Annotated in this window: 16 protein-coding genes and 3 pseudogenes; 9 read left to right on the forward strand and 10 right to left on the reverse strand. The window is 43.0% G+C overall.

The features are described 5' to 3' along the window. From AB4323_RS17460 to AB4323_RS17470, 3 genes and pseudogenes are all read right to left on the reverse strand, one after another. A partial coding sequence (locus tag AB4323_RS17460) for a DUF1640 domain-containing protein (RefSeq protein ID WP_372152989.1) occupies positions 1–247 on the reverse strand: 247 nt, incomplete at its 3' end. A gap of 103 nt (positions 248–350) precedes the next feature. Further along, positions 351–599 (reverse strand): annotated as a pseudogene (locus AB4323_RS17465) (JAB domain-containing protein); the annotation flags it as partial. 104 nt (positions 600–703) lie between these two features. Further along, a complete protein-coding gene (locus tag AB4323_RS17470) occupies positions 704–1,315 on the reverse strand; it encodes a recombinase family protein (RefSeq protein WP_372117333.1) in 612 nt (203 codons plus the stop codon). A 213-nt stretch (positions 1,316–1,528) separates the two neighbouring features. On the opposite strand from AB4323_RS17470, the gene AB4323_RS17475 reads away from it, so the two are divergent. Then, positions 1,529–1,897, forward strand: coding sequence for a type II toxin-antitoxin system RelE/ParE family toxin (locus AB4323_RS17475; protein WP_372117331.1), 369 nt, complete (start codon positions 1,529–1,531; stop codon positions 1,895–1,897). Beyond that, a complete protein-coding gene (locus AB4323_RS17480; protein ID WP_088879100.1) occupies positions 1,869–2,174 on the forward strand; it encodes a helix-turn-helix domain-containing protein in 306 nt (101 codons plus the stop codon). Before AB4323_RS17475 ends, AB4323_RS17480 begins: the two co-directional genes overlap by 29 nt. A gap of 220 nt (positions 2,175–2,394) precedes the next feature. Here the strand turns inward: AB4323_RS17480 and ltrA are convergent, their stop codons facing one another. Next, a complete protein-coding gene (ltrA, locus tag AB4323_RS17485; RefSeq protein ID WP_237297782.1) occupies positions 2,395–3,867 on the reverse strand; it encodes a group II intron reverse transcriptase/maturase in 1,473 nt (490 codons plus the stop codon). A gap of 809 nt (positions 3,868–4,676) precedes the next feature. On the opposite strand from ltrA, the gene AB4323_RS17490 reads away from it, so the two are divergent. From AB4323_RS17490 to AB4323_RS17500, 3 genes are read left to right on the forward strand one after another with little or no spacing between them, the layout of a single operon-like run. After that, positions 4,677–5,141 (forward strand): cupin domain-containing protein, encoded by a 465-nt coding sequence (locus AB4323_RS17490; RefSeq protein WP_017097733.1) that lies wholly within the window; start codon positions 4,677–4,679, stop codon positions 5,139–5,141. Between the two features lie 27 nt (positions 5,142–5,168). After that, positions 5,169–5,534 carry a VOC family protein gene (locus AB4323_RS17495; protein ID WP_017097734.1) on the forward strand — a complete coding sequence of 122 codons (366 nt, stop codon included), beginning with the start codon at positions 5,169–5,171 and terminating at the stop codon, positions 5,532–5,534. A gap of 45 nt (positions 5,535–5,579) precedes the next feature. Next, complete coding sequence (locus tag AB4323_RS17500; protein ID WP_017097735.1) at positions 5,580–5,951, forward strand: DUF4440 domain-containing protein; 372 nt, start codon at positions 5,580–5,582, stop codon at positions 5,949–5,951. Positions 5,952–6,193: 242 nt separating this feature from the next. Here the strand turns inward: AB4323_RS17500 and cysS are convergent, their stop codons facing one another. After that, the gene (gene cysS, locus AB4323_RS17505; RefSeq protein ID WP_372117328.1) at positions 6,194–7,567 is read right to left on the reverse strand and encodes a cysteine--tRNA ligase; all 1,374 of its coding nucleotides are present in this window, start codon (positions 7,565–7,567) and stop codon (positions 6,194–6,196) included. A 509-nt stretch (positions 7,568–8,076) separates the two neighbouring features. On the opposite strand from cysS, the pseudogene AB4323_RS17510 reads away from it, so the two are divergent. After that, a pseudogene (locus AB4323_RS17510) lies at positions 8,077–10,995 on the forward strand (Tn3 family transposase). A gap of 25 nt (positions 10,996–11,020) precedes the next feature. Here the strand turns inward: AB4323_RS17510 and AB4323_RS17515 are convergent. The 5 genes and pseudogenes from AB4323_RS17515 to AB4323_RS17535 form a co-directional block, all read right to left on the reverse strand. After that, positions 11,021–11,443, reverse strand: a complete 423-nt coding sequence (locus AB4323_RS17515; RefSeq protein WP_372117326.1) for a lytic transglycosylase domain-containing protein — start codon at positions 11,441–11,443, stop codon at positions 11,021–11,023. Between the two features lie 219 nt (positions 11,444–11,662). After that, positions 11,663–11,926: a DUF1640 domain-containing protein gene (locus AB4323_RS17520; RefSeq protein WP_102258136.1), complete on the reverse strand. Its 264-nt coding sequence runs from the start codon at positions 11,924–11,926 to the stop codon at positions 11,663–11,665. Positions 11,927–12,025: 99 nt separating this feature from the next. Then, entirely contained in the window at positions 12,026–12,511 is a 486-nt protein-coding gene (gene radC, locus AB4323_RS17525) for a DNA repair protein RadC (protein ID WP_371997718.1), read from the reverse strand. Between the two features lie 51 nt (positions 12,512–12,562). Continuing rightward, entirely contained in the window at positions 12,563–12,994 is a 432-nt protein-coding gene (locus AB4323_RS17530) for a hypothetical protein (protein WP_102258042.1), read from the reverse strand. A 1,180-nt stretch (positions 12,995–14,174) separates the two neighbouring features. Continuing rightward, positions 14,175–14,743 (reverse strand): annotated as a pseudogene (locus tag AB4323_RS17535) (transposase). Positions 14,744–14,936: 193 nt separating this feature from the next. Here AB4323_RS17535 and AB4323_RS17540 point away from each other — a divergent pair. From AB4323_RS17540 to AB4323_RS17550, 3 genes are read left to right on the forward strand one after another with little or no spacing between them, the layout of a single operon-like run. Then, positions 14,937–16,061, forward strand: coding sequence for an ABC transporter substrate-binding protein (locus AB4323_RS17540; protein ID WP_016800125.1), 1,125 nt, complete (start codon positions 14,937–14,939; stop codon positions 16,059–16,061). Next, on the forward strand, positions 16,054–17,118 hold the full coding sequence (locus AB4323_RS17545) for an iron ABC transporter permease (protein WP_016800126.1): 1,065 nt from the start codon (positions 16,054–16,056) through the stop codon (positions 17,116–17,118). Before AB4323_RS17540 ends, AB4323_RS17545 begins: the two co-directional genes overlap by 8 nt. After that, a complete protein-coding gene (locus AB4323_RS17550) occupies positions 17,118–17,885 on the forward strand; it encodes an ABC transporter ATP-binding protein (RefSeq protein WP_017103898.1) in 768 nt (255 codons plus the stop codon). Before AB4323_RS17545 ends, AB4323_RS17550 begins: the two co-directional genes overlap by 1 nt. The last annotated feature ends 5 nt before the right edge of the window (positions 17,886–17,890 follow it).

Genomic DNA, 17,890 nt, shown 5'->3' on the forward strand with positions numbered 1-17,890 from the left:
CAATAATGAGGTTTTTAAGGGAACTCACTTCATTACGAACCCCCAGGACCTCATTCCGTACCCCTTGAATATCAGATTTCAGCTCATTACGAACCGCTTCAATTTTATCTGAAAGGTCATGACGAACCGCTTCGATCTTCTGATCGAGTTCTTTACGCGTATCATTTAACTGCTCTTGAGTGGCAGCATGAGCGGTTAGGTTGATCAGCTCTTCAACGCTTAATGTGACTTTGCTTGATTCAGACATAATAGAAACCTTATTTAATTGTCTTTAGTTTACTGCATTACGTTACCGAAGTCATTCACGCCAGAATAGGCGTGAATGAGAAACATTTTTCACTAACTAATGGCTATATCCAACCACGCTCCGCAAATGACACCACGTCTTCAAAAGACACCACGAAGTGATCGAGTACTCTAATATCAACCAAGGCTAACGCGTCGGTCAGTCGTCGAGTAATACGTCGATCGGCTTGACTGGGTGTGGCATCACCGCTGGGATGGTTATGATAAAAAATGACCGCGCTTGCATTTGTGGCCAGTGACTCCTTGACCACTTCACGCGGGTAAACGGATGCGGCGTCAATGGTGCCGTTAAAGGGGTCACACGACGATTCGGAAAATATTGTACGCTAAGAGCGTAACTTATTATTTTTATGGGAAAAAATCAGTTCATGTCCTTCTTTATTACAAAGTAAAGTCCTTATCGGACTGCTCCAGCTTTTTTGACCTTTGCGATCGTTGACCGACTACAGCCTAAAAGGTGTTGAATTTGAGACCAGCTTTTTCCCTCACTAAGTAAAAGTGCCACATTTTCTCGCAGTTGGAGGTCTGGTTTTCTTCCTTGATATTTACCCAAAGCTTTAGCTTTCTGTATTCCTTGTGCCTGTCTTTTACGTCGAGTTTCATAATCATCCCTGGCCATTGCCGCAGCGAGATCAATCATGAATTCAGTCAGCACTTTTGAAATCATCGAATTTTCCAAGTCACCGCTGAGAGCGGGATGAGTCATAGGTTGGTCAAGAACGACAATATGTAGACCAGCATCAATTAATTGATGCTTGAGCAGCTTCCACTGTTCGTATGGTAATCTAGACAGCCTGTCTACCTTTTCGATAAGCAAGACATCATTTTTATGTGAGTCATCTATTAGTCGTGAAAGTTCAGCTCTTTCTAGCTTTGAACCCGACTGGTTCTCAGTATAAAAGCTAGCGATACGAACACCTTTTTGTTCTGCAAATAGCTCCAAGTCGGCTTTTGCACGATTAGCATCCTGTTCATCTGTTGATGCTCTGAGGTAACCACGTATGAACACTTTCGTAATTCTAGTCTGTTATAGGTATGGTATTTGATAATAGTTCGCGTAGGGTGCAAAAACAATAATAAGCGAACCAACTTTGAAGATACATCACATGGTTTGCATAAGGTATACTCTATTAGAACCATTTATTGGTAAAATTTTAATATAGATTGCACTCTATATAGATTGCAGTCTATAATTTCTTCAAATATAAATTAAGCGTCAATTATGTGGACAATACTCAACCGACCACTCTTTGTTGATTGGTTTAAAACGTTAGATAGTAAAGACAAGGTTAGTGTCAGGGCATCCCTTGGATTACTACAAGAAAGAGGCCCTACTCTACCTCGACCATACGCTGACACTTTGGAAGGCTCCAAAATCAGCAACCTTAAAGAGTTACGTGTGCAAAGTAGTGGGAAGCCTATCCGGGTTTTCTTTGCTTTTGACCCTGAACGCCAGTGTGTTGTCTTGTGTGGAGGGGATAAAACTGGTGAGAAACGTTTTTACAAGAAGATGATCCCTATCGCAGAGAGTGAATTTGAGGAGCATATAAAGGAGTTAGACAATGAAAAGTCAGCCACTAAGCGCACTTGATGATCTAATGACAGAGGACGAATTGAGACAAGCACATCAGAAAACTTCTGAGATGTTGCTGGAGCTCAATCTGGCTGAAATCCGGCATAGTGTTCAAATGTCACAAGCACAAGTTGCTAAAACTATGGGTATTAAACAACCCACCATTGCCAGCCTGGAGAAGAATGGCAAAGACGTAAAGTTGCTTTCCCTAAAGCGATATGTGGAAGCTCTCGGCGGTCAGCTACGCATAGATATTGAGATGCCTGATGGTCATCATTTTGGTATGAAAGTATAACTTCCCACTTCTCTAGGAAATGGTTCTGAATTGATAAGATAAGCCAGTGACCACTGCTACTGGCTTGTTTTTTCACACCCGAATGGTTCATAAGCTCTATGTAAGTTATGTCGGGTGGACGACACTTGTTACCAAGTGCCGTCTCCCTAAGAACCTAGCGTGCAACTTTCACTGCACTAGGCTCAAGCCTCCACGAAGGCATCGTTTGATACCCAGCAACTTATAAAGCAGTCGAAGCAGGTTCGTTCCAAGAGTTACGAGCTAGCCTTTTAGATTTTCTCTTTACCAAGTATTCTTGGTAAAGAGGGTCAAAGGGTGTCGCTGCACTTCGGATTTTCACATGCCTTTCTATTGGCACTTTGGCTATTTGGAAGAGATTGAACTGGCAATCCATATCCATGACCTTCTGCCAACCGTGAAACTGCCATTGGCCTTTTCGGTTGATGAAGTATTTTAGGGCAATCCAAGTTTTAGACTTTGTTGGATGACGCCTTTTAGCCCAGTGCCATAACGTATGGAATAACTTGTGACCTACATATCCGAATACCTGTTTAGCTACGCAGTGCCGATAATAGTTCGACCATCCCCTGAGTTTAGGATTTATCAGTTTGATAAGATCATTCACTGGAAGGGTTACGTGCTTTTTGATGAGTTCACGCAGATTGCTTAAGAACATCAACGTATTGGATTTACTCGGCTTGATGAGCAGTTTCCCTTTGTACTTCCTATGGTTGAACCCAAGAAAGTCAAAGCCATCGTTGATATGAGTAATGTGCGTTTTCTCTTCGGATAATGTTAAGCCTCTTTCCGCTAAGAAATCAGCAATCAACGGTTTGATATCGTTCTCGAGTACTTCCTTTGAAGCGCAAGTGACGACGAAATCGTCGGCATATCCAATAAAGTTAGCTCTTGCTCCTTTCTTAAGCGCGGTAGACTTAATGCGCTGTTCGAGACCCGATAACGTCATCAACATCAAGGTGGGGGATATAATTCCGCCTTGAGGAGTGCCTTCGTCGGTGTCGTAAAACAGCCCTTTGTCTACAAAGCCTGACTTTAGCCATTGCTCCAACATCCGTTTATCGATGGCGATGTTATCCATAAGCCATTGATGCCCGATTTTGTCGAAGCAAGCTTTAATATCTCCTTCAAGAACCCATTTAGCCGATTTCTTTAAAGCCAAACACTTGAAGCACTGGTCGACAGCGTCAGCCGTGCTACGATTTGTTCTAAAGCCATAACTATTCGGGTCGGCAGTTGTTTCTGATATAGGCTCTAGCGATAATAGGTGTAGCGCTTGTTGTGCTCTGTCTATCATGCATGGGATGCCCAGAGGTCGAAGCTTGCCATTCTTTTTGGGGATATAGATACGCCTGAGTGGTTTCGCTTGGTAAGCTTTCCGACTCAGTTGATTTACTGCTTTCATACGACGCGTGTCTGTATTCCAGACAACGCCGTCTATTCCAGGCGTTTTACTGCCTTTATTTTGAGAAACTCGCTTAACAGCAAGAAGTTTTGCTGAGCGAGAGTGAGTCAGTATCCACTGCAATGCTTTTGCTTTGCCGTGTTTACCGTCTCTAGTTGCCTTTGCGATACGCATTTGAAGCTTTAAGACGTTCGCCTCTGCGGCCTTCCAGTTAATGGATTGCCACAGTGCACTGTCAGAAGATGCACTAATCTCATTCGAAATCGTCATTTGCTTTTCTTCCTTAATAAAGTTCTTCAAACTCTCTCGCAACGAGAGACCAGTTGGAAGTGGGCTCACTTTCGTGATCAGGCACAAACCTGTATCTGCGTCATTACAATGCAGCCTTTGCTTTTTCCAACCTCCTCTACCCGCATCACTCTCGGCCACAGGGGCTTTCCCGTAGGGAGAGATACAGGCTTACCGTGTTCCGTATGTCACGCAATGTCAGTTTAGATGCCCGCTATGGTGCGGAGAGTTCAATGATCACGAAAGAGCATGGGGCAATCTCTTTCCGACTCTCGTGCCTTTTGGCTACAGCGTATTAACCACTTCCGCTGTTTCACAACATAACGCACCTTACGCGGATTCACTTCTGTTCATCATGCTGACTACCTAGCACTCACCCGATGTTGTGGTTATCAGGAGGATCGTTCTCTCACGATTTCAATCCCGATTGGAAAATACCAACCTTCGTTACATTGTCAAAGCCGCTACTTTATTCAGGCTCCTAGGTTCATCTGGTGATACAGATGGTTCACTCGTTTAGCGGTGAACAGCGCTTCATACGACTTCACGTCGCACGCCCCAAAGTGTGTCACGACCGATGATTGACTAATTAATGGTGAGTTGATTTTGTAATACATATGCTAACTAACAACCCTAGAGTGCAGGTGTTTTTTTCGTAACCCATCACTCGTGTGCGTACAAAAATCACATAACCACCATATATGGCTTGAGTTGCTTAAAAAGGTTGAGCAAGATGGACAGAAGCAAATGACTATATCCCGACTGAAAAGCGTTATGCATAGGGGCAATTAATGACGAAAGCGAAACAAGCGTTAAGCATAAAAGGTGATACGTTTAACCCATTTCCAGAGCCATTTAAATCTCGCCTTGGTCAATCTGAATGCAGAAGTTTAGGTGATTCTTTTGGGCTCACTCAGTTCGGTGTGAATCTGGAAGTATTAGAACCGAATGCGCAGTCGGCTCTTCGCCATTGGCACACAAGGTCAGATGAGTTTCTTTATGTACTCGGTGGTGAGCTATGTTTAGTCAGTGATGACGGTGAGCAGACATTGTTTGCAGGAATGTGTATTGGCTTCCCTGCTAGGGTCGAAAATGGTCATCATTTAATAAACCGTAGTAGCGAACAAGCTAAATTTATAGTTATAGGGAGCCGAGTTGCAAAAGACGAAGCCCATTATCCAGATGATGATTTCAAATGGGTTGTTGAAAGTTCTGGTGAATGGACTCCCTCTAGAAAGAACGGCACACCATACTAGTGATTGGTAAGTAGTAGGAGGAAGACTATGATTCCAACAGCGATTCTTATTCATGTTCAAAATGTCGCATTGGGCATCGAGTGGTATCAAAAAGCCTTTCCTACAGCAGAATCTGTTTATCATCCTAGTTTCGACTTTACCGTGCTCAATTTAAACGGTTTTTCTCTTGAGATAGTGCAAGCAGACGAAAAAGTAGGCTCGGGTAAATGCGGGACAGTTTTATATTGGTCGGTAAACAACTTGGATAAAGCACTGGATCATTTTGAAGAACTTGGTGCAAAACTGTATAGAGGCCCAATGGCAATTGAAAATGGGCTTTTTATGTGTCAAATCGAAGATCCATTTGGCAACCTAATTGGCTTGCGTGGGGCGACGACGTTGCAAGTGGTTTAAATGGATTATAAAGGCCTTATATGCCATATCAGTTTAGGAGGTAAAATGGACATTTTGATCGAACAAGAAATAGAACTCCATCAATACCAAACTCGTCAGAACAAAGCTGACCTTGATCGTTTAATACACCCTAGTTTTACTGAAGTTGGTAAGTCAGGAGATAGCTACGATTTTACATCCATTATTCAAATGATGGATTTGGAAGAGCCTTCAGATATCCGCGTTCATTCTCAAAAGTATGAATGTATTCAACTTGAGCCTTCTATACAGCTTTTAAAGTATGAGTCTGCTCTTGTAAGTGAATCTGGAGAAGTTAGTGACTATGCCAAACGCTGTTCAATTTGGACATTTACGGGCACTTGTTGGAAGCTCAGGTATCATCAAGGTACGCAATGTAAACCTTTCAAACTCAGTTAGTAGTGATTATCCGAAATCTAATTATCTACTGAAGTTTGTCATTACGGGGGAGCTTAAAGTTTGTAACACGCCTCTGCCCCAATATAAGCTTAATTAATAACACTGTGGCTTTCATTATCACAATTTTGGCCGACTTTTTCTAATACGAGCCTTATGAATTACGGTGTAAGCTCAAACCAGCCCATAACCCAGAAATAAGAGGCGATTGCTAACCTCTTATTCGGTAAAACGGGTGATTTTAATTAAAGTAACTTGGTTACACTCGATTGATTAGTACTATCGTTAACTTGATATCCCAAAGCTCGAATTTGCTCTCGGATTGTGTCTGCTTCATCATATCGCCCCTGTTCTTTCAAACATTGACGTTGTTCAGCGAGCTGTTGAACTTGTTTGGGGATTGTTAACTGTTCAACCTTATCAAGGTTAAGGCCAAATACTTGATCAAAATAAAGTAGTGTCGCTTTTTTATTGGCAGGCTCTATGGAACTATCAGTGACCTCCCATAATAAGGCGAGTGCTTGCGGCATATTTAAATCGCGGTTGATACGTGCAAGAAATTCAGCTTTGAACTGGTTGTCAACGTTACCACCGTCAGGCATATCAGTGATTTTCTTTCTTAATCTACGCAGTGCCTTTTGTGCGCCATTCAACCCTTCCCAAGTAAAACTGAGCTGGCTACGATAGTGACTGGTTAAGGTTAAATAACGATAAGCTAAAGGATCATAACCTTTGTCGATTAGGCTTTCTAAACACAGTGTAGAACCCGACTTAGATATTTTCTCATTGTTAATATTTAAGAAGTAACCATGCAACCAAAAGTTTGCTTGTACATGTCCGTTTTTAGCTTGGCATTGTGCAATTTCATTGGTGTGGTGTATAGGAATGTGATCTTCACCACCGATATGTATATCGAAGGTTTCTCCCAAGTACTTCTCTGCCATCGCTGAACATTCAATATGCCACCCTGGGAAGCCATTTCCCCATGGACTTGTCCACTCCATTTGCCGTTTCTGTTCGCCAGTGAATTTCCATAGTGCAAAATCTGTAGGATGCTTTTTCTCCGCCATATCAACGCGAATGCCAGCTTCCAAACCTTCCATATCTAATCGCGCAAGCTTTCCGTAGTCGGGTAACTTCTCTGTATCAAAATAAATACCATCACTGGTTTGATAGGTATAGCCTTTAGCTTCGAGTGACTGAATAAACGAAATCTGCTCTTGAATATGATCAGTTGCTCGGCAAGTGATAGAAGGTTTGAGAATGTTAAGCCTTTCAAGATCAGTAAAAAATGCGTCTTCAAAAAAAGTAGCAATATCCCAAGCTGATTTTTCTTGTTTGCGTGCACCTTTCTCCATCTTGTCTTCTCCAGTGTCACCATCTGATACTAGATGTCCGACATCGGTTATGTTCATGACATGATTAACTTGATACCCATTGATCTGTAGTACGCGTTTTAGGACGTCAACGAACAAATAGGTACGTAGATTACCGACATGTGCATAGTCATAAACGGTTGGGCCACATGCATAAAGGCCAACCTTACGGGGTTGAATCGTATAAAACGGACTCAGTGTTCTATTAAGGGTATTAAAGAGCTGGAGTGTCGGTTGGGTCATAAATCATATCCTTATAAATACAAAAAGGCCGTGGATGAAAACATCAACGGCCTAGGTAATAGTGCGATAGGTTTGCTACGTAATAGCTACACGAAAACGGCCGTAAATAAGGTATTTACAGCAACAACATGGAGTTTGAGTGGAAGTAGTTATTAGCGTCATTTTTTTAAATTAAAATAGATGATTAACAAAAGCAATACATTTATTCGATGATTATGTTGAGCATCATCGTTGGTAGTAATGGACGTCACCTGCGCTATCAAAACAGGGGCATTAAACTTAGCTACTTCCCATACTATTAGTTATCCATGAATTGCTAATTTAGCTGAAGCTATAGCTCATTTCTGTCCAACAATGAGTTACGATACCCGTAGACTGTATGTGATCACCAAGCGATCCTGTCGTACTTCACACCTATGAAATCGTGTTGTCAGCATTGAGTTTTAATCGAGGCATTTATCTGGTTAGCTAAGTATGTCTATTTGACATAGCTACCGGAGGAAATGAAATTGCCACGTAAAACCCTCTTGACGTTATCTGAACGTGAAACATTAACGGCATTTCCTCAAGAGCATCATGATCTTGTCCGACACTATCTATTTAACGATGCCGACCTTGCCCTTATTAACCAAAGGAGAGGGAAACACAACAGACTTGGGTTCGCTATTCAGCTTTGCTACTTGCGATATCCCGGAAAACCCATTTCTCCAGATGAAGAACCTCCAGCCCACCTGCTGTCTTTCGTAAGTGAACAACTCGGTGTATTGGTAACACATTGGAAGAGGTATGCGATAAGAAAGACGACCCGCAGGGAACATCTTACTGAGCTGATGAACTGGTTAGGGATGGCCTCTTTTACTCTGCCCCATTTTCGTCTGTCCGTACAATATTTGCTAAAGACCTCGGTCCAAACCGAATCAGGCATGGTGCTTGCCAGAACGTTGTTGGATTATCTACGCACCCAAAAGATAGTTATTCCTGGCATAGACGTATTCGAAAGGATATGCAAGGAAGCGATCACTCTCGGAACGAAGAGAGTATATCGTGCACTGACATCGGAATTGTCTGAGGGTCAAAAAGAGCAGTTGGATCGACTTCTACTGATGCGGAACCAGCAAAGCCAGACGTTTATTAACTGGTTACGGCAGCCACATGGTTTTCCCAATGCAAAGCACGTTCTAAAACATATAGAGAGAATTGAACATATTCAGGCATTATCTCTACCTGATGGTCTAGAAAAGATGGTTCATCAAAATAGGCTCAGAAAAATAGCCCGTGAAGGTGGTCAAATGACACCACAACATCTCAGGGATTTTGAACCGTTAAGACGACACGCAACACTGGCGGCAGTGGTGCTTGATACAAGAGCCACTTTGATTGATGAACTCATATATATGCATGACCGAATCATGGCTAGTAAAGAGAATGTTGCCAGACGAAAACATGCTGAACAGTTTCAAAGCTCAGGTAAGCAAATTAATGAGCAACTAAAGGTACTGTCACAGGCCGGACGCCTTATTCAGAAAGCCAGAGAATCAAAAAGTGATCCATTTGATGCTATTGAGACCTCCATTGGCTGGCAAGTCTTTCTTGATAGTATCAAAAGCGCAGAGCAATTTAGCCAACCAGAGTTTGATCACCTTATGCTCATTATTGATGCGTATCCTCAGTTACGCCGTTACACTCCGGCGTTTCTTGATGCACTGGAATTAAAGGCGGCTCCAGTCTGCCAGTCTCTACTTGATGCGGTTAACATCCTTCGTAAACTGAACCTGACCAAAGCTCGTAAGTTACCCGAAGGCGTACCGACTGATTTTATTCGAAAACGATGGGCCTCCCTTGTCTTTACTGAGGAAGGGCTAGATAAAAAGTATTATGAACTTTGTGTCCTTTCAGAACTGAAAAATGCGCTTCGTTCGGGGGATATATGGGTTCGTCATTCCCGACAGTTTATGGACTTTGAAGATTACCTGCTTCCGCTTGACAAATATCGCGCGCTATTTAGCCAACAAGAGTTAGGGCTGGATATTGAAACTGACGGTGAATTATTCCTTGAACAGAAAAAGAACCAGTTGATCACCGCATTGAAACGTGTCGAACTCCATGCTGCTGATAACAACCTTCCCGGTACAATAGTGACTGCCAGCGGAATGCGTATTACGCCGTTGACGAACTCTGTTCCAGAAGAGGCAGAGAAGTTGATCAGGAAGGTATCAGCACTTATGCCTAAAGTGAAAATAACCGAACTTCTGCTAGAGGTGGACAGATGGACAGATTTCTCACGCCATTTTACTCATTTGAAAGGAGGACAACCCGCACCTAACCGCGTAATGTTAATGACCGCTGTTCTTGCAGACGGAATCAACTTAGGTCTGACAAAAATGGCCTCATCCTGCCCTGGTACTTCCTACGCTAAACTCTCTTGGTTATAGGCCTGGCATGTTCGAGACGATACTTACAGTAAAGCATTGGCTGAGCTGACAAATGCACAGCATCAACATCATTTTTCTCAATGGTGGGGGGATGGCACGACATCCTCATCTGATGGGCAGCGATTTAAGACGGGAGGTCGGGGAGACTCCAAGGGACACTTTAATGCTAAATATGGCTCAGAGCCGGGAAGCATTATTTATACTCACATTTCAGATCACTATGCGCCGTTTCATACCCGGATCATCAATTCCCCAGCGAGAGATGCCACCTTTGTACTGGATGGCCTTCTTAATCATGAATCTGAACTCAATATTGAAGAACATTATACGGATACCGCCGGATTCACTGATCATGTATTTGCACTCATGCCTATATTGGGATTCAAATTTGCTCCACGAATACGTGATCTTTCAGATAAGCGTCTTTATATAGCCGGTAACAAATCGAATTATCCGACATTAGGAGGGCTAATTGGCGGGGATGTGAACTTTGATTATATCGCCTTGCATTGGGACGATATTCTCAGATTATCAGCTTCAATCGGAAAAGGAGTGGTAACTGCTTCTCTGATGTTGAGAAAACTCGGTAGCTATCCCCGTCAAAACGGATTGGCACTGGCATTACGGGAGTTAGGGCGTATAGAACGCACTTTATTTACTCTGGAGTGGATGCAAGACATTAATCTTAGACGTCGAGTTCAGGTCGGCCTTAACAAAGGTGAAGCTAAAAATGCTCTTTCTCGGGCGGTTTTCTTTAACCGATTGGGAGAATTAAGAGACCGGAGCTTTGAAAACCAACGTTACCGAGCCAGTGGGCTTAATTTAGTTGTTGCTGCAATTATTTTATGGAATACCGAATACACCAGTCAGGCAGTAGAAACACTTCGCAGCCGTGGGGAAATCATCGATGATGCATTGCTTAGCCACTTATCTCCTTTAGGGTGGGAACATATAAATTTAACGGGAGATTATATTTGGCCAGATCTAGAGGAATAATTCTTAAAGTCATGATGTTATGTTCTTAGCGTACAATATTTTCCGAATCGTCGTGTGACCCCTTCTCGGTGCGTTTTGAAAAACCCGCATTATAAGCGCCGACGCTGTTCCAGTTATAACCATGACTAGAAAAATTAGAACTTAATACCCACGCGCCAAGATGAACATTAAAACAAGGGTTATAGATGCTTGTTTCATTCACATTAAATTCGGATAGTAGATCAAACCAATGGGAATTAATTTGCATCAATCCAAAATCACGACTGATCACTTGACCGGTTTTGTTTTTATTTTCATTATACGCATTCGGTTTTAGGCTGCTCTCTACCGTTGCAATGGATTTTAAAAGTTGTGGATCGACATTATAAAATCTCCCTGCCTCATCAAAGCAAAAAGCCCAACCGAAACACGGCGATAGCAAAGAAAGGTAAAGTAATGGTTTCATCATAAAAAGCCACCTATCAGCCACAAACCCACAAAGTGACACCATGAAAAAGCAATAGAATCAAACATCGAGCAAATAGGCGTACTGTGGTACTGAGAGCGGTATTGGCGACCGCTTGCGGTCGAGCCTTTGGCTCAAATTCTTTTAGCGCGAGCGTTGAAGCGTTCGGACAAAAAAAAATGCCTCTAGGATAAGAGGCATTTAAGAAAACATATTTGAATATTAAACGTTGATATGACTGCCAACCCAAAACGCGGCACCGGCTACCGTCGCAATCATAGCGAAGGCTGTTGCAATAATGAGATTTTTAAGGGAACTCACTTCATTACGAACTGTGTCGATTTTATCTGAAAGCTCATGACGAACCGCTTCGATCTTCTGATCGAGTTCTTTACGCGTATCATTTAACTGCTCTTGAGTGGCAGCATGAGCGGTTAGGTTGATCAGCTCTTCAACGCTTAATGTGACTTTGCTTGATTCAGACATAGTAGAAACCTTATTTAATTGCTTACAGTTTATAGCATTATGATGAGGAAGTCATTCACGCCAGAATAGGCGTAAATGAGAGACATGTTTCACTAATGGCTATATCCAACCACGCTCCACAAACGACACCACATCTTCAAAAGACACCACGAAATGATCGAGAACTCGAATATCAACCAAGGCTAACGCGTCGGTCAGTCGTCGAGTAATACGTCGATCGGCTTGACTGGGTGTGGCATCACCGCTGGGATGGTTATGATAAAAAATGACCGCGCTTGCATTTGTGGCCAGTGACTCTTTGACCACTTCACGCGGGTAAACGGATGCGGTGTCAATGGTGCCGTTAAACATCTCTTTTGTGCGTAAAACTCGATGCTGACTATCAAGAAAGATCACCCCAAACACTTCGCTTTCATTGGAAGCAAGTGAAGCCTGACAAAATGACTTCACCAATTTAGGGGAATTGAGTGGCGTCTGCTCTGACACAAACAACTTAGATTTTAAAATGCTCGCGGCATGGTGCAAGATATCTTTTTCTTCTACAGAGAAAAGGCTGTGATTAGAGTAGTTAGCAAGTACAGACATAATAGATCCCTTTTAATATTTAAAGTCGTGATGGTCGGCGCTCAGTCCGTGTTATTGGCCATACAAGATAGTCAGAAGATCTTTCGCTCTCGCTTGATGCTTAGCGGTCGTTTCAACGTTTCTCTCTTCTTTTTTCGCATAGGCGTAATCTTCTCGCATCTGTTTCACAGTCGTAGCTCTATCACATACGCCAATACTCACCCCTTTTCCTTTATTTCCTTCCTCCAAGATCAAAGAGTCGGTATAACCAAACTCATTAAGTAAAATCTCATGCACTTTAACCGCTCGAACGCTCGAATTAAAGTCCGTTGAATTCACCCAAATAAGTCCCTTTGAAACAGTCGCGGAAACGGTCGAACGCACTGCACGTTCAACGACCTGGCAGGAGATATCATTTTTTGGTGAGCTTTCGTGCCCAGCGGCGAAACGCTGGTCGCTGAACATCGATTTAGAGAGAGTTGGGCTTGAGTTTCGTTGTGCCATGAGGAGTTTCCTTTTTGTTTGAGTATCACTTTTATGGAGCCGCTTGGCTGTCCGGCAAGCGCTCATGGTTATCAATAACAAGGGCGCGAAGCGTTCATATACCCTTGTTATTGGGGCTCTGAGCGAGCACGGTAAACAGCCTGCGAGCCCCATCAAATGATGCAAGTCGAAAGGGAAATCGGCACATAAGGCAACAAGCCCTTACTCGAACTTAATGGAGGTCAGTGAAATGAGTGAGGAGGTACGACGAACAGCAACGAGGAAGACTGACGAGGCGCAGGCGTTTAGGGTTGTATCGATAGGAGCTTGTAGAGAAGCACCTTCTGGTGCGGCACGCAGTGGCTCACTAGGGTGATGCCAATCTAGGCCATAGATGAAAGCTCCAAGAGAAAGCCTTGCCCGAAGGATCACGCCTAAGGAAAGAGCACCTCATTATTTCTCACCCCACGTAAAAAACTAAGAAGCAATAAGCTAAGAGATAAGAAGCCAAGAATGAGGATTCTTTAAATACATTTACCCGTAAGTAAGTCACTAGAATGGGTATATCGATACTGCCACCTTGCTCACTGTAACCTCCCTTTTGAGAGCCAAAGGTCAGCGTCCCTTTTTCAAAACGAGCATTAATGGTCTCAAGCGCTCGATTAAGCTCTAACTTGTTAGAGTTAGCCCCAAATCAGTCAAGCCAGTTTCTAAGTTAATGTATATACGTCTATAAGTAAGGCAAACACTTGTCGTATTTTTCAGTAGGAATAAAAACAGATATCGTCCTTACCTCACTTTTTTGAGACCTCACCTTAGTCATCACTTCAGCGCAGTGATGTACTATTTCTCCAAATAGCACATCCGTTTCTCTTAATCGGTTCCGATAACTTAGTTCAACTGAATTACGCAACAAAGAAATATCAAAATCCTTCATACGTGGTGCGAGCCATGTAAATCCAAATCAAACGGTGATGAAAACCGTGCGGTGCTTTATTAAATTATTCATATGTGTGCTCTACCCTTTGCCACTTAGAGTAGTTATATCAAGATATTTAGTTATAGTGCGTTAATGACACAATGCCTTTCTAGCGTAAATCAATTTTAATTAAGCCAAGAAATTATTTACACCTTCGCAATAATTATTGGCTTTGTTGCGTAATTCAGTTTAGAAACAGAGTCTCCCCGTTTCTCATGCTTTTTAGTCAATACGACAAGTTTCAGGCATACCTAACCCAGTAAGCTTGTTCAACGGTTTTATCATCGCGTAAGTTTCACCCACCTGTGAATTGTAATTTCTTAAGCTCAATCGCCCTCCTAACAACTGTTTTACTCGATACATCACTGTTTCTGATAGTGAACGTCTGTGGTATCCATACCGCTCTTTCCAATACTTATTTGAGCCGTATAACTTCTGGCAACCCACGGCGAGATTTCGAGGGTGACCACGCTCCCAGAAGGCTGCTCCTTCTCTTGGGGGAATAAGCGCAACGGCTCGCTTAATCTTAATAGCAGCGTGGCACACTCTCGTGTCGTACGCGCCATCGCCAGACTCTACGCTTGCCATCCGTCTCGTGTTTTTTGACTTTTCATGAGTGCTGTCGTGATAGCTAAATCACTGAATCGACGTGGCCTACCGCGCTTATTCTGTTTGCTTTGCGCCCAACCGCTTATTGCCTCTTCATCAATCCAAAAAGTCAGAGAGCCACGGTTAATGAGCGATTGGTTGTATTGCTTCCTGTTGGTTGTTTTGTAACGAGGTTTAGACATAGAGCTACGAGAGAGGGTGGACGTAGCCGATCATATCGTAGGTTCTTGATTTAGTTCCATTGAATTACGCAACAACAAATCCACCTAGCTTTATTATTTATATTTAATAGATATAAATAATAAATATATATCTTTTCAACCCTAGAACCATTGTTACATTATAACAATTAATGTTCTATTTGAGGTCGAGGGAATGAAAGGACACCTTTTAAAAGTAAAAGCACTTTTTTTGGCAACTTTGGCTTTGGGTGACATGGCCTCTGCTTCTACAGCTCTTCAGTTCAAAGACGTGCTCGGTAGAAACATCTCTTTAGAAAAGCCGGCAGAAAAAATTTTCCTAGGTTTTTATTTTGAGGATTACCTAGCGATCGCTGGACCAGATGCTTACAAAAAAGTGGCTATTTTCCCAAGACACTCTTGGAAAGATTACCGTCAATCTCAATGGACCACCTATAAAAAAATCATTCCTGAGTTAGAAACGATTATTGATTCAGGTTCTCTTTATACAGGTACTTTTGATTTCGAAAAACTCTTGTTAACTAAACCTGATGTTGCACTTCTTGCGGCGTGGCAATATCAATCCCTTGGTGAAAAAGTTGAAATACTTGAAAAGAATGGTATCAGAGTTGTCGTTGTAGACTTCAATGCTCAAACGCTTGAAAAACACGTCATTAGCACACGTGTTATAGGCAGAGTAATGGGGACAGAAGGACGCGCTTCATCGATTGCAACGGAATACGAAAACACAGTAAACATGGTTAAACAACGTGTTACGAGGCATCTGGAAAACCACACGGCACGCCGTGTGTATGTGGAAGCAGGTACAGGTGGACCAAATGAATACGGTAAATCTTACTCGACGACAATGTGGGGCAACCTTTTGACAATGGCGGGGGCCGATAACCTTGCCCATGGGATGTTTGAAGGTTCTGCCCACCTAACGCCTGAATATATCTTGAGTCAAGATCCAGAAGTGATCTTTATATCCGGTGCTCACTGGGTTAAACATAACGACAGCGCCCTGCTTGGTTTCAACAGCACAATGGAAGAAGCGCAAACTAGATACCGCCCCTACCTAAATCGTGCTGGCTGGAATCAACTGACGGCAGTTAAAAATGGTGACGTCTACGGTATATACCACTCAGGAACACGTACTATTTACGACCACGTTTTCTTGTTGTATCTAGCAAAGTCTATTTACCCAGAAGCATTTAAAGATATTGAACCTAAGAAATTGCACCAAGAATTTTTTAGGAACTACATGCCGCAAGCGCTCAAAGGCACTTTCATGATTCAGGTGGGCGTAACTCATGAATGAAAGCATGAAAGCATCGTCTGACCTGAATCATTCCAGCGGCGCTATTTATCAAAGAATGCAGAAGCAAAGAATTAAGATTTTGCTAGGCGCTTTTCTGGCAACGAGTTTTTCCGCTTTATTCGATCTTGGTACTGGCTCATCGTGGCTAGGCATTGAACAAGTTGTTGAAGCCCTCCTAGGTGGTCCCTCTGGTGACAGCTTATCAACACTTATTGTCTGGCAACTTCGGTTACCCATCACTCTCACCTGTCTTATGGTTGGCGCCTCACTCGGCCTCGCTGGCGGTCTAATGCAAACCCTCTTAGCCAACCCACTTGCCAGTCCGTATACCCTTGGTATCTCTGCTGCTGCTGGATTTGGTGCAGCCATAGCTTTTTTAACCGGTTTTTCAGTATTTGGTTTGCATTGGTTAGGCGTGCCGTTTGCCGCTTTCTTGACATCTGGATTAGCGAGTATGGCGATCTATATAATTGGTCGCAGCCGACATATGGACGCAAAAATCCTGATTTTGGCAGGTATTGTCGTTCTCTTCTTTTTCCAGGCTTTACAGTCATTAATTCAATATTTGGCATCACCAGAAGTGCTGCAGCAAATTGTTTTTTGGTTATTTGGCAGTCTACTGAAGGCGAGTTGGTTGTCCTTCTTTGTTTCAGGAGCCGTTTTCCTGTTCGGTTTGGTCTTTGCGTTATCTAAGGTATGGGCACTCACCGCCCTCACTTTAGGCGAAGAGCGTGCACTCGCCTTGGGAATAAAGACCAGCAAGTTAAGACTACAGATGTTTTTACTGTGTTCCTTATTAACTGCAGGAGCAGTGTCGTTTGTCGGAACCATTGGTTTCATTGGTTTGGTTGCTCCTCACCTAGCAAGAATGCTAATAGGCGAAGATCAGCGTTTCTACTTACCTTTGGCGGCATTAATGGGAGCGTTGCTTTTATGTACCTCGTCTCTTGTTGCTAAGTTGATTGTCCCAGGCACTATCATACCAATTGGTATCGTCACCTCCTTAGTCGGTGTGCCGATCCTTCTTTATTTTCTGATAAGCAGGAGGTTTATCTAATGACGTCGCTTTCAATAGAAAATCTTGCCGTTCCAATTGGAAGAAAACTCGTTTTAAAGAAGGTAGATGCCCACTTTTTGGGTGGCAAATTTACCGCCATTTTAGGGCCCAATGGCGCAGGAAAAACGACATTGCTCAAAGCTATCATGGGCATCATTCCTTCTGATGGGAAGATTAATTCAAGTGGGGAGGACGGGCTGAGATTACCGCTACAATCCTTCTCGTACCTATGTCAACTCAACAAATCTCCCTGTCAATTAACGGTTATTGAGTTTGTCTTACTGGGCTTGGTTCATCAACTGAGCTGGAACATCACATTTGAACAAGAACAAAAAGCAGACGCCATCCTTGATTATCTAGGTTTGAGAAATCTCGCCCTTAGACAGTTTTCTCAACTAAGCGGTGGTCAGCAACAGCTGGTTTCACTGGCGCAATCTCTTGTTGCTGAGCCCAAGGTATTGCTCTTAGATGAACCAACAAGCGCCTTAGATCTCAAGCATCAAGTCCAAATTTTAGACCTTGTTCGTCAATATACCCGAGCCAAAAATATCATCACAATTGCGGTCCTACACGACCTCTCTCTCGCTGCTCGATACTGCGACCATCTTCTCTTAATGAATGATGGTGAAGTTCAATATTGCGGTAAACCAGAAGACGTGCTCGATTCTGAAAGGCTGGGGAAAATCTATCAGATTCATGTGGACGTAGGTTGTTGCGTTCATGGACATACCCACGTCACCCCAGTTCGAGCCCTTAAAACAGATTAGGCATT

This window comes from Vibrio sp. 10N.261.52.C11 (assembly GCF_041471405.1).
GTDB lineage: Bacteria > Pseudomonadota > Gammaproteobacteria > Enterobacterales > Vibrionaceae > Vibrio > Vibrio crassostreae_C.

Coding starts and splice junctions, on each gene's coding strand:
- AB4323_RS17500 (WP_017097735.1), top strand. CDS start 5,580: ATGGACATTTTGATCGAACAAGAAATAGAACTCCATCAATACCAAACT.
- AB4323_RS17480 (WP_088879100.1), top strand. CDS start 1,869: ATGAAAAGTCAGCCACTAAGCGCACTTGATGATCTAATGACAGAGGAC.
- AB4323_RS17495 (WP_017097734.1), top strand. CDS start 5,169: ATGATTCCAACAGCGATTCTTATTCATGTTCAAAATGTCGCATTGGGC.
- AB4323_RS17490 (WP_017097733.1), top strand. CDS start 4,677: ATGACGAAAGCGAAACAAGCGTTAAGCATAAAAGGTGATACGTTTAAC.
- ltrA (WP_237297782.1), bottom strand. CDS start 3,867: ATGACGATTTCGAATGAGATTAGTGCATCTTCTGACAGTGCACTGTGG.
- AB4323_RS17520 (WP_102258136.1), bottom strand. CDS start 11,926: ATGTCTGAATCAAGCAAAGTCACATTAAGCGTTGAAGAGCTGATCAAC.
- cysS (WP_372117328.1), bottom strand. CDS start 7,567: ATGACCCAACCGACACTCCAGCTCTTTAATACCCTTAATAGAACACTG.
- AB4323_RS17540 (WP_016800125.1), top strand. CDS start 14,937: ATGAAAGGACACCTTTTAAAAGTAAAAGCACTTTTTTTGGCAACTTTG.
- AB4323_RS17515 (WP_372117326.1), bottom strand. CDS start 11,443: ATGATGAAACCATTACTTTACCTTTCTTTGCTATCGCCGTGTTTCGGT.
- AB4323_RS17545 (WP_016800126.1), top strand. CDS start 16,054: ATGAATGAAAGCATGAAAGCATCGTCTGACCTGAATCATTCCAGCGGC.
- AB4323_RS17475 (WP_372117331.1), top strand. CDS start 1,529: ATGTGGACAATACTCAACCGACCACTCTTTGTTGATTGGTTTAAAACG.
- AB4323_RS17550 (WP_017103898.1), top strand. CDS start 17,118: ATGACGTCGCTTTCAATAGAAAATCTTGCCGTTCCAATTGGAAGAAAA.
- radC (WP_371997718.1), bottom strand. CDS start 12,511: ATGTCTGTACTTGCTAACTACTCTAATCACAGCCTTTTCTCTGTAGAA.
- AB4323_RS17530 (WP_102258042.1), bottom strand. CDS start 12,994: ATGGCACAACGAAACTCAAGCCCAACTCTCTCTAAATCGATGTTCAGC.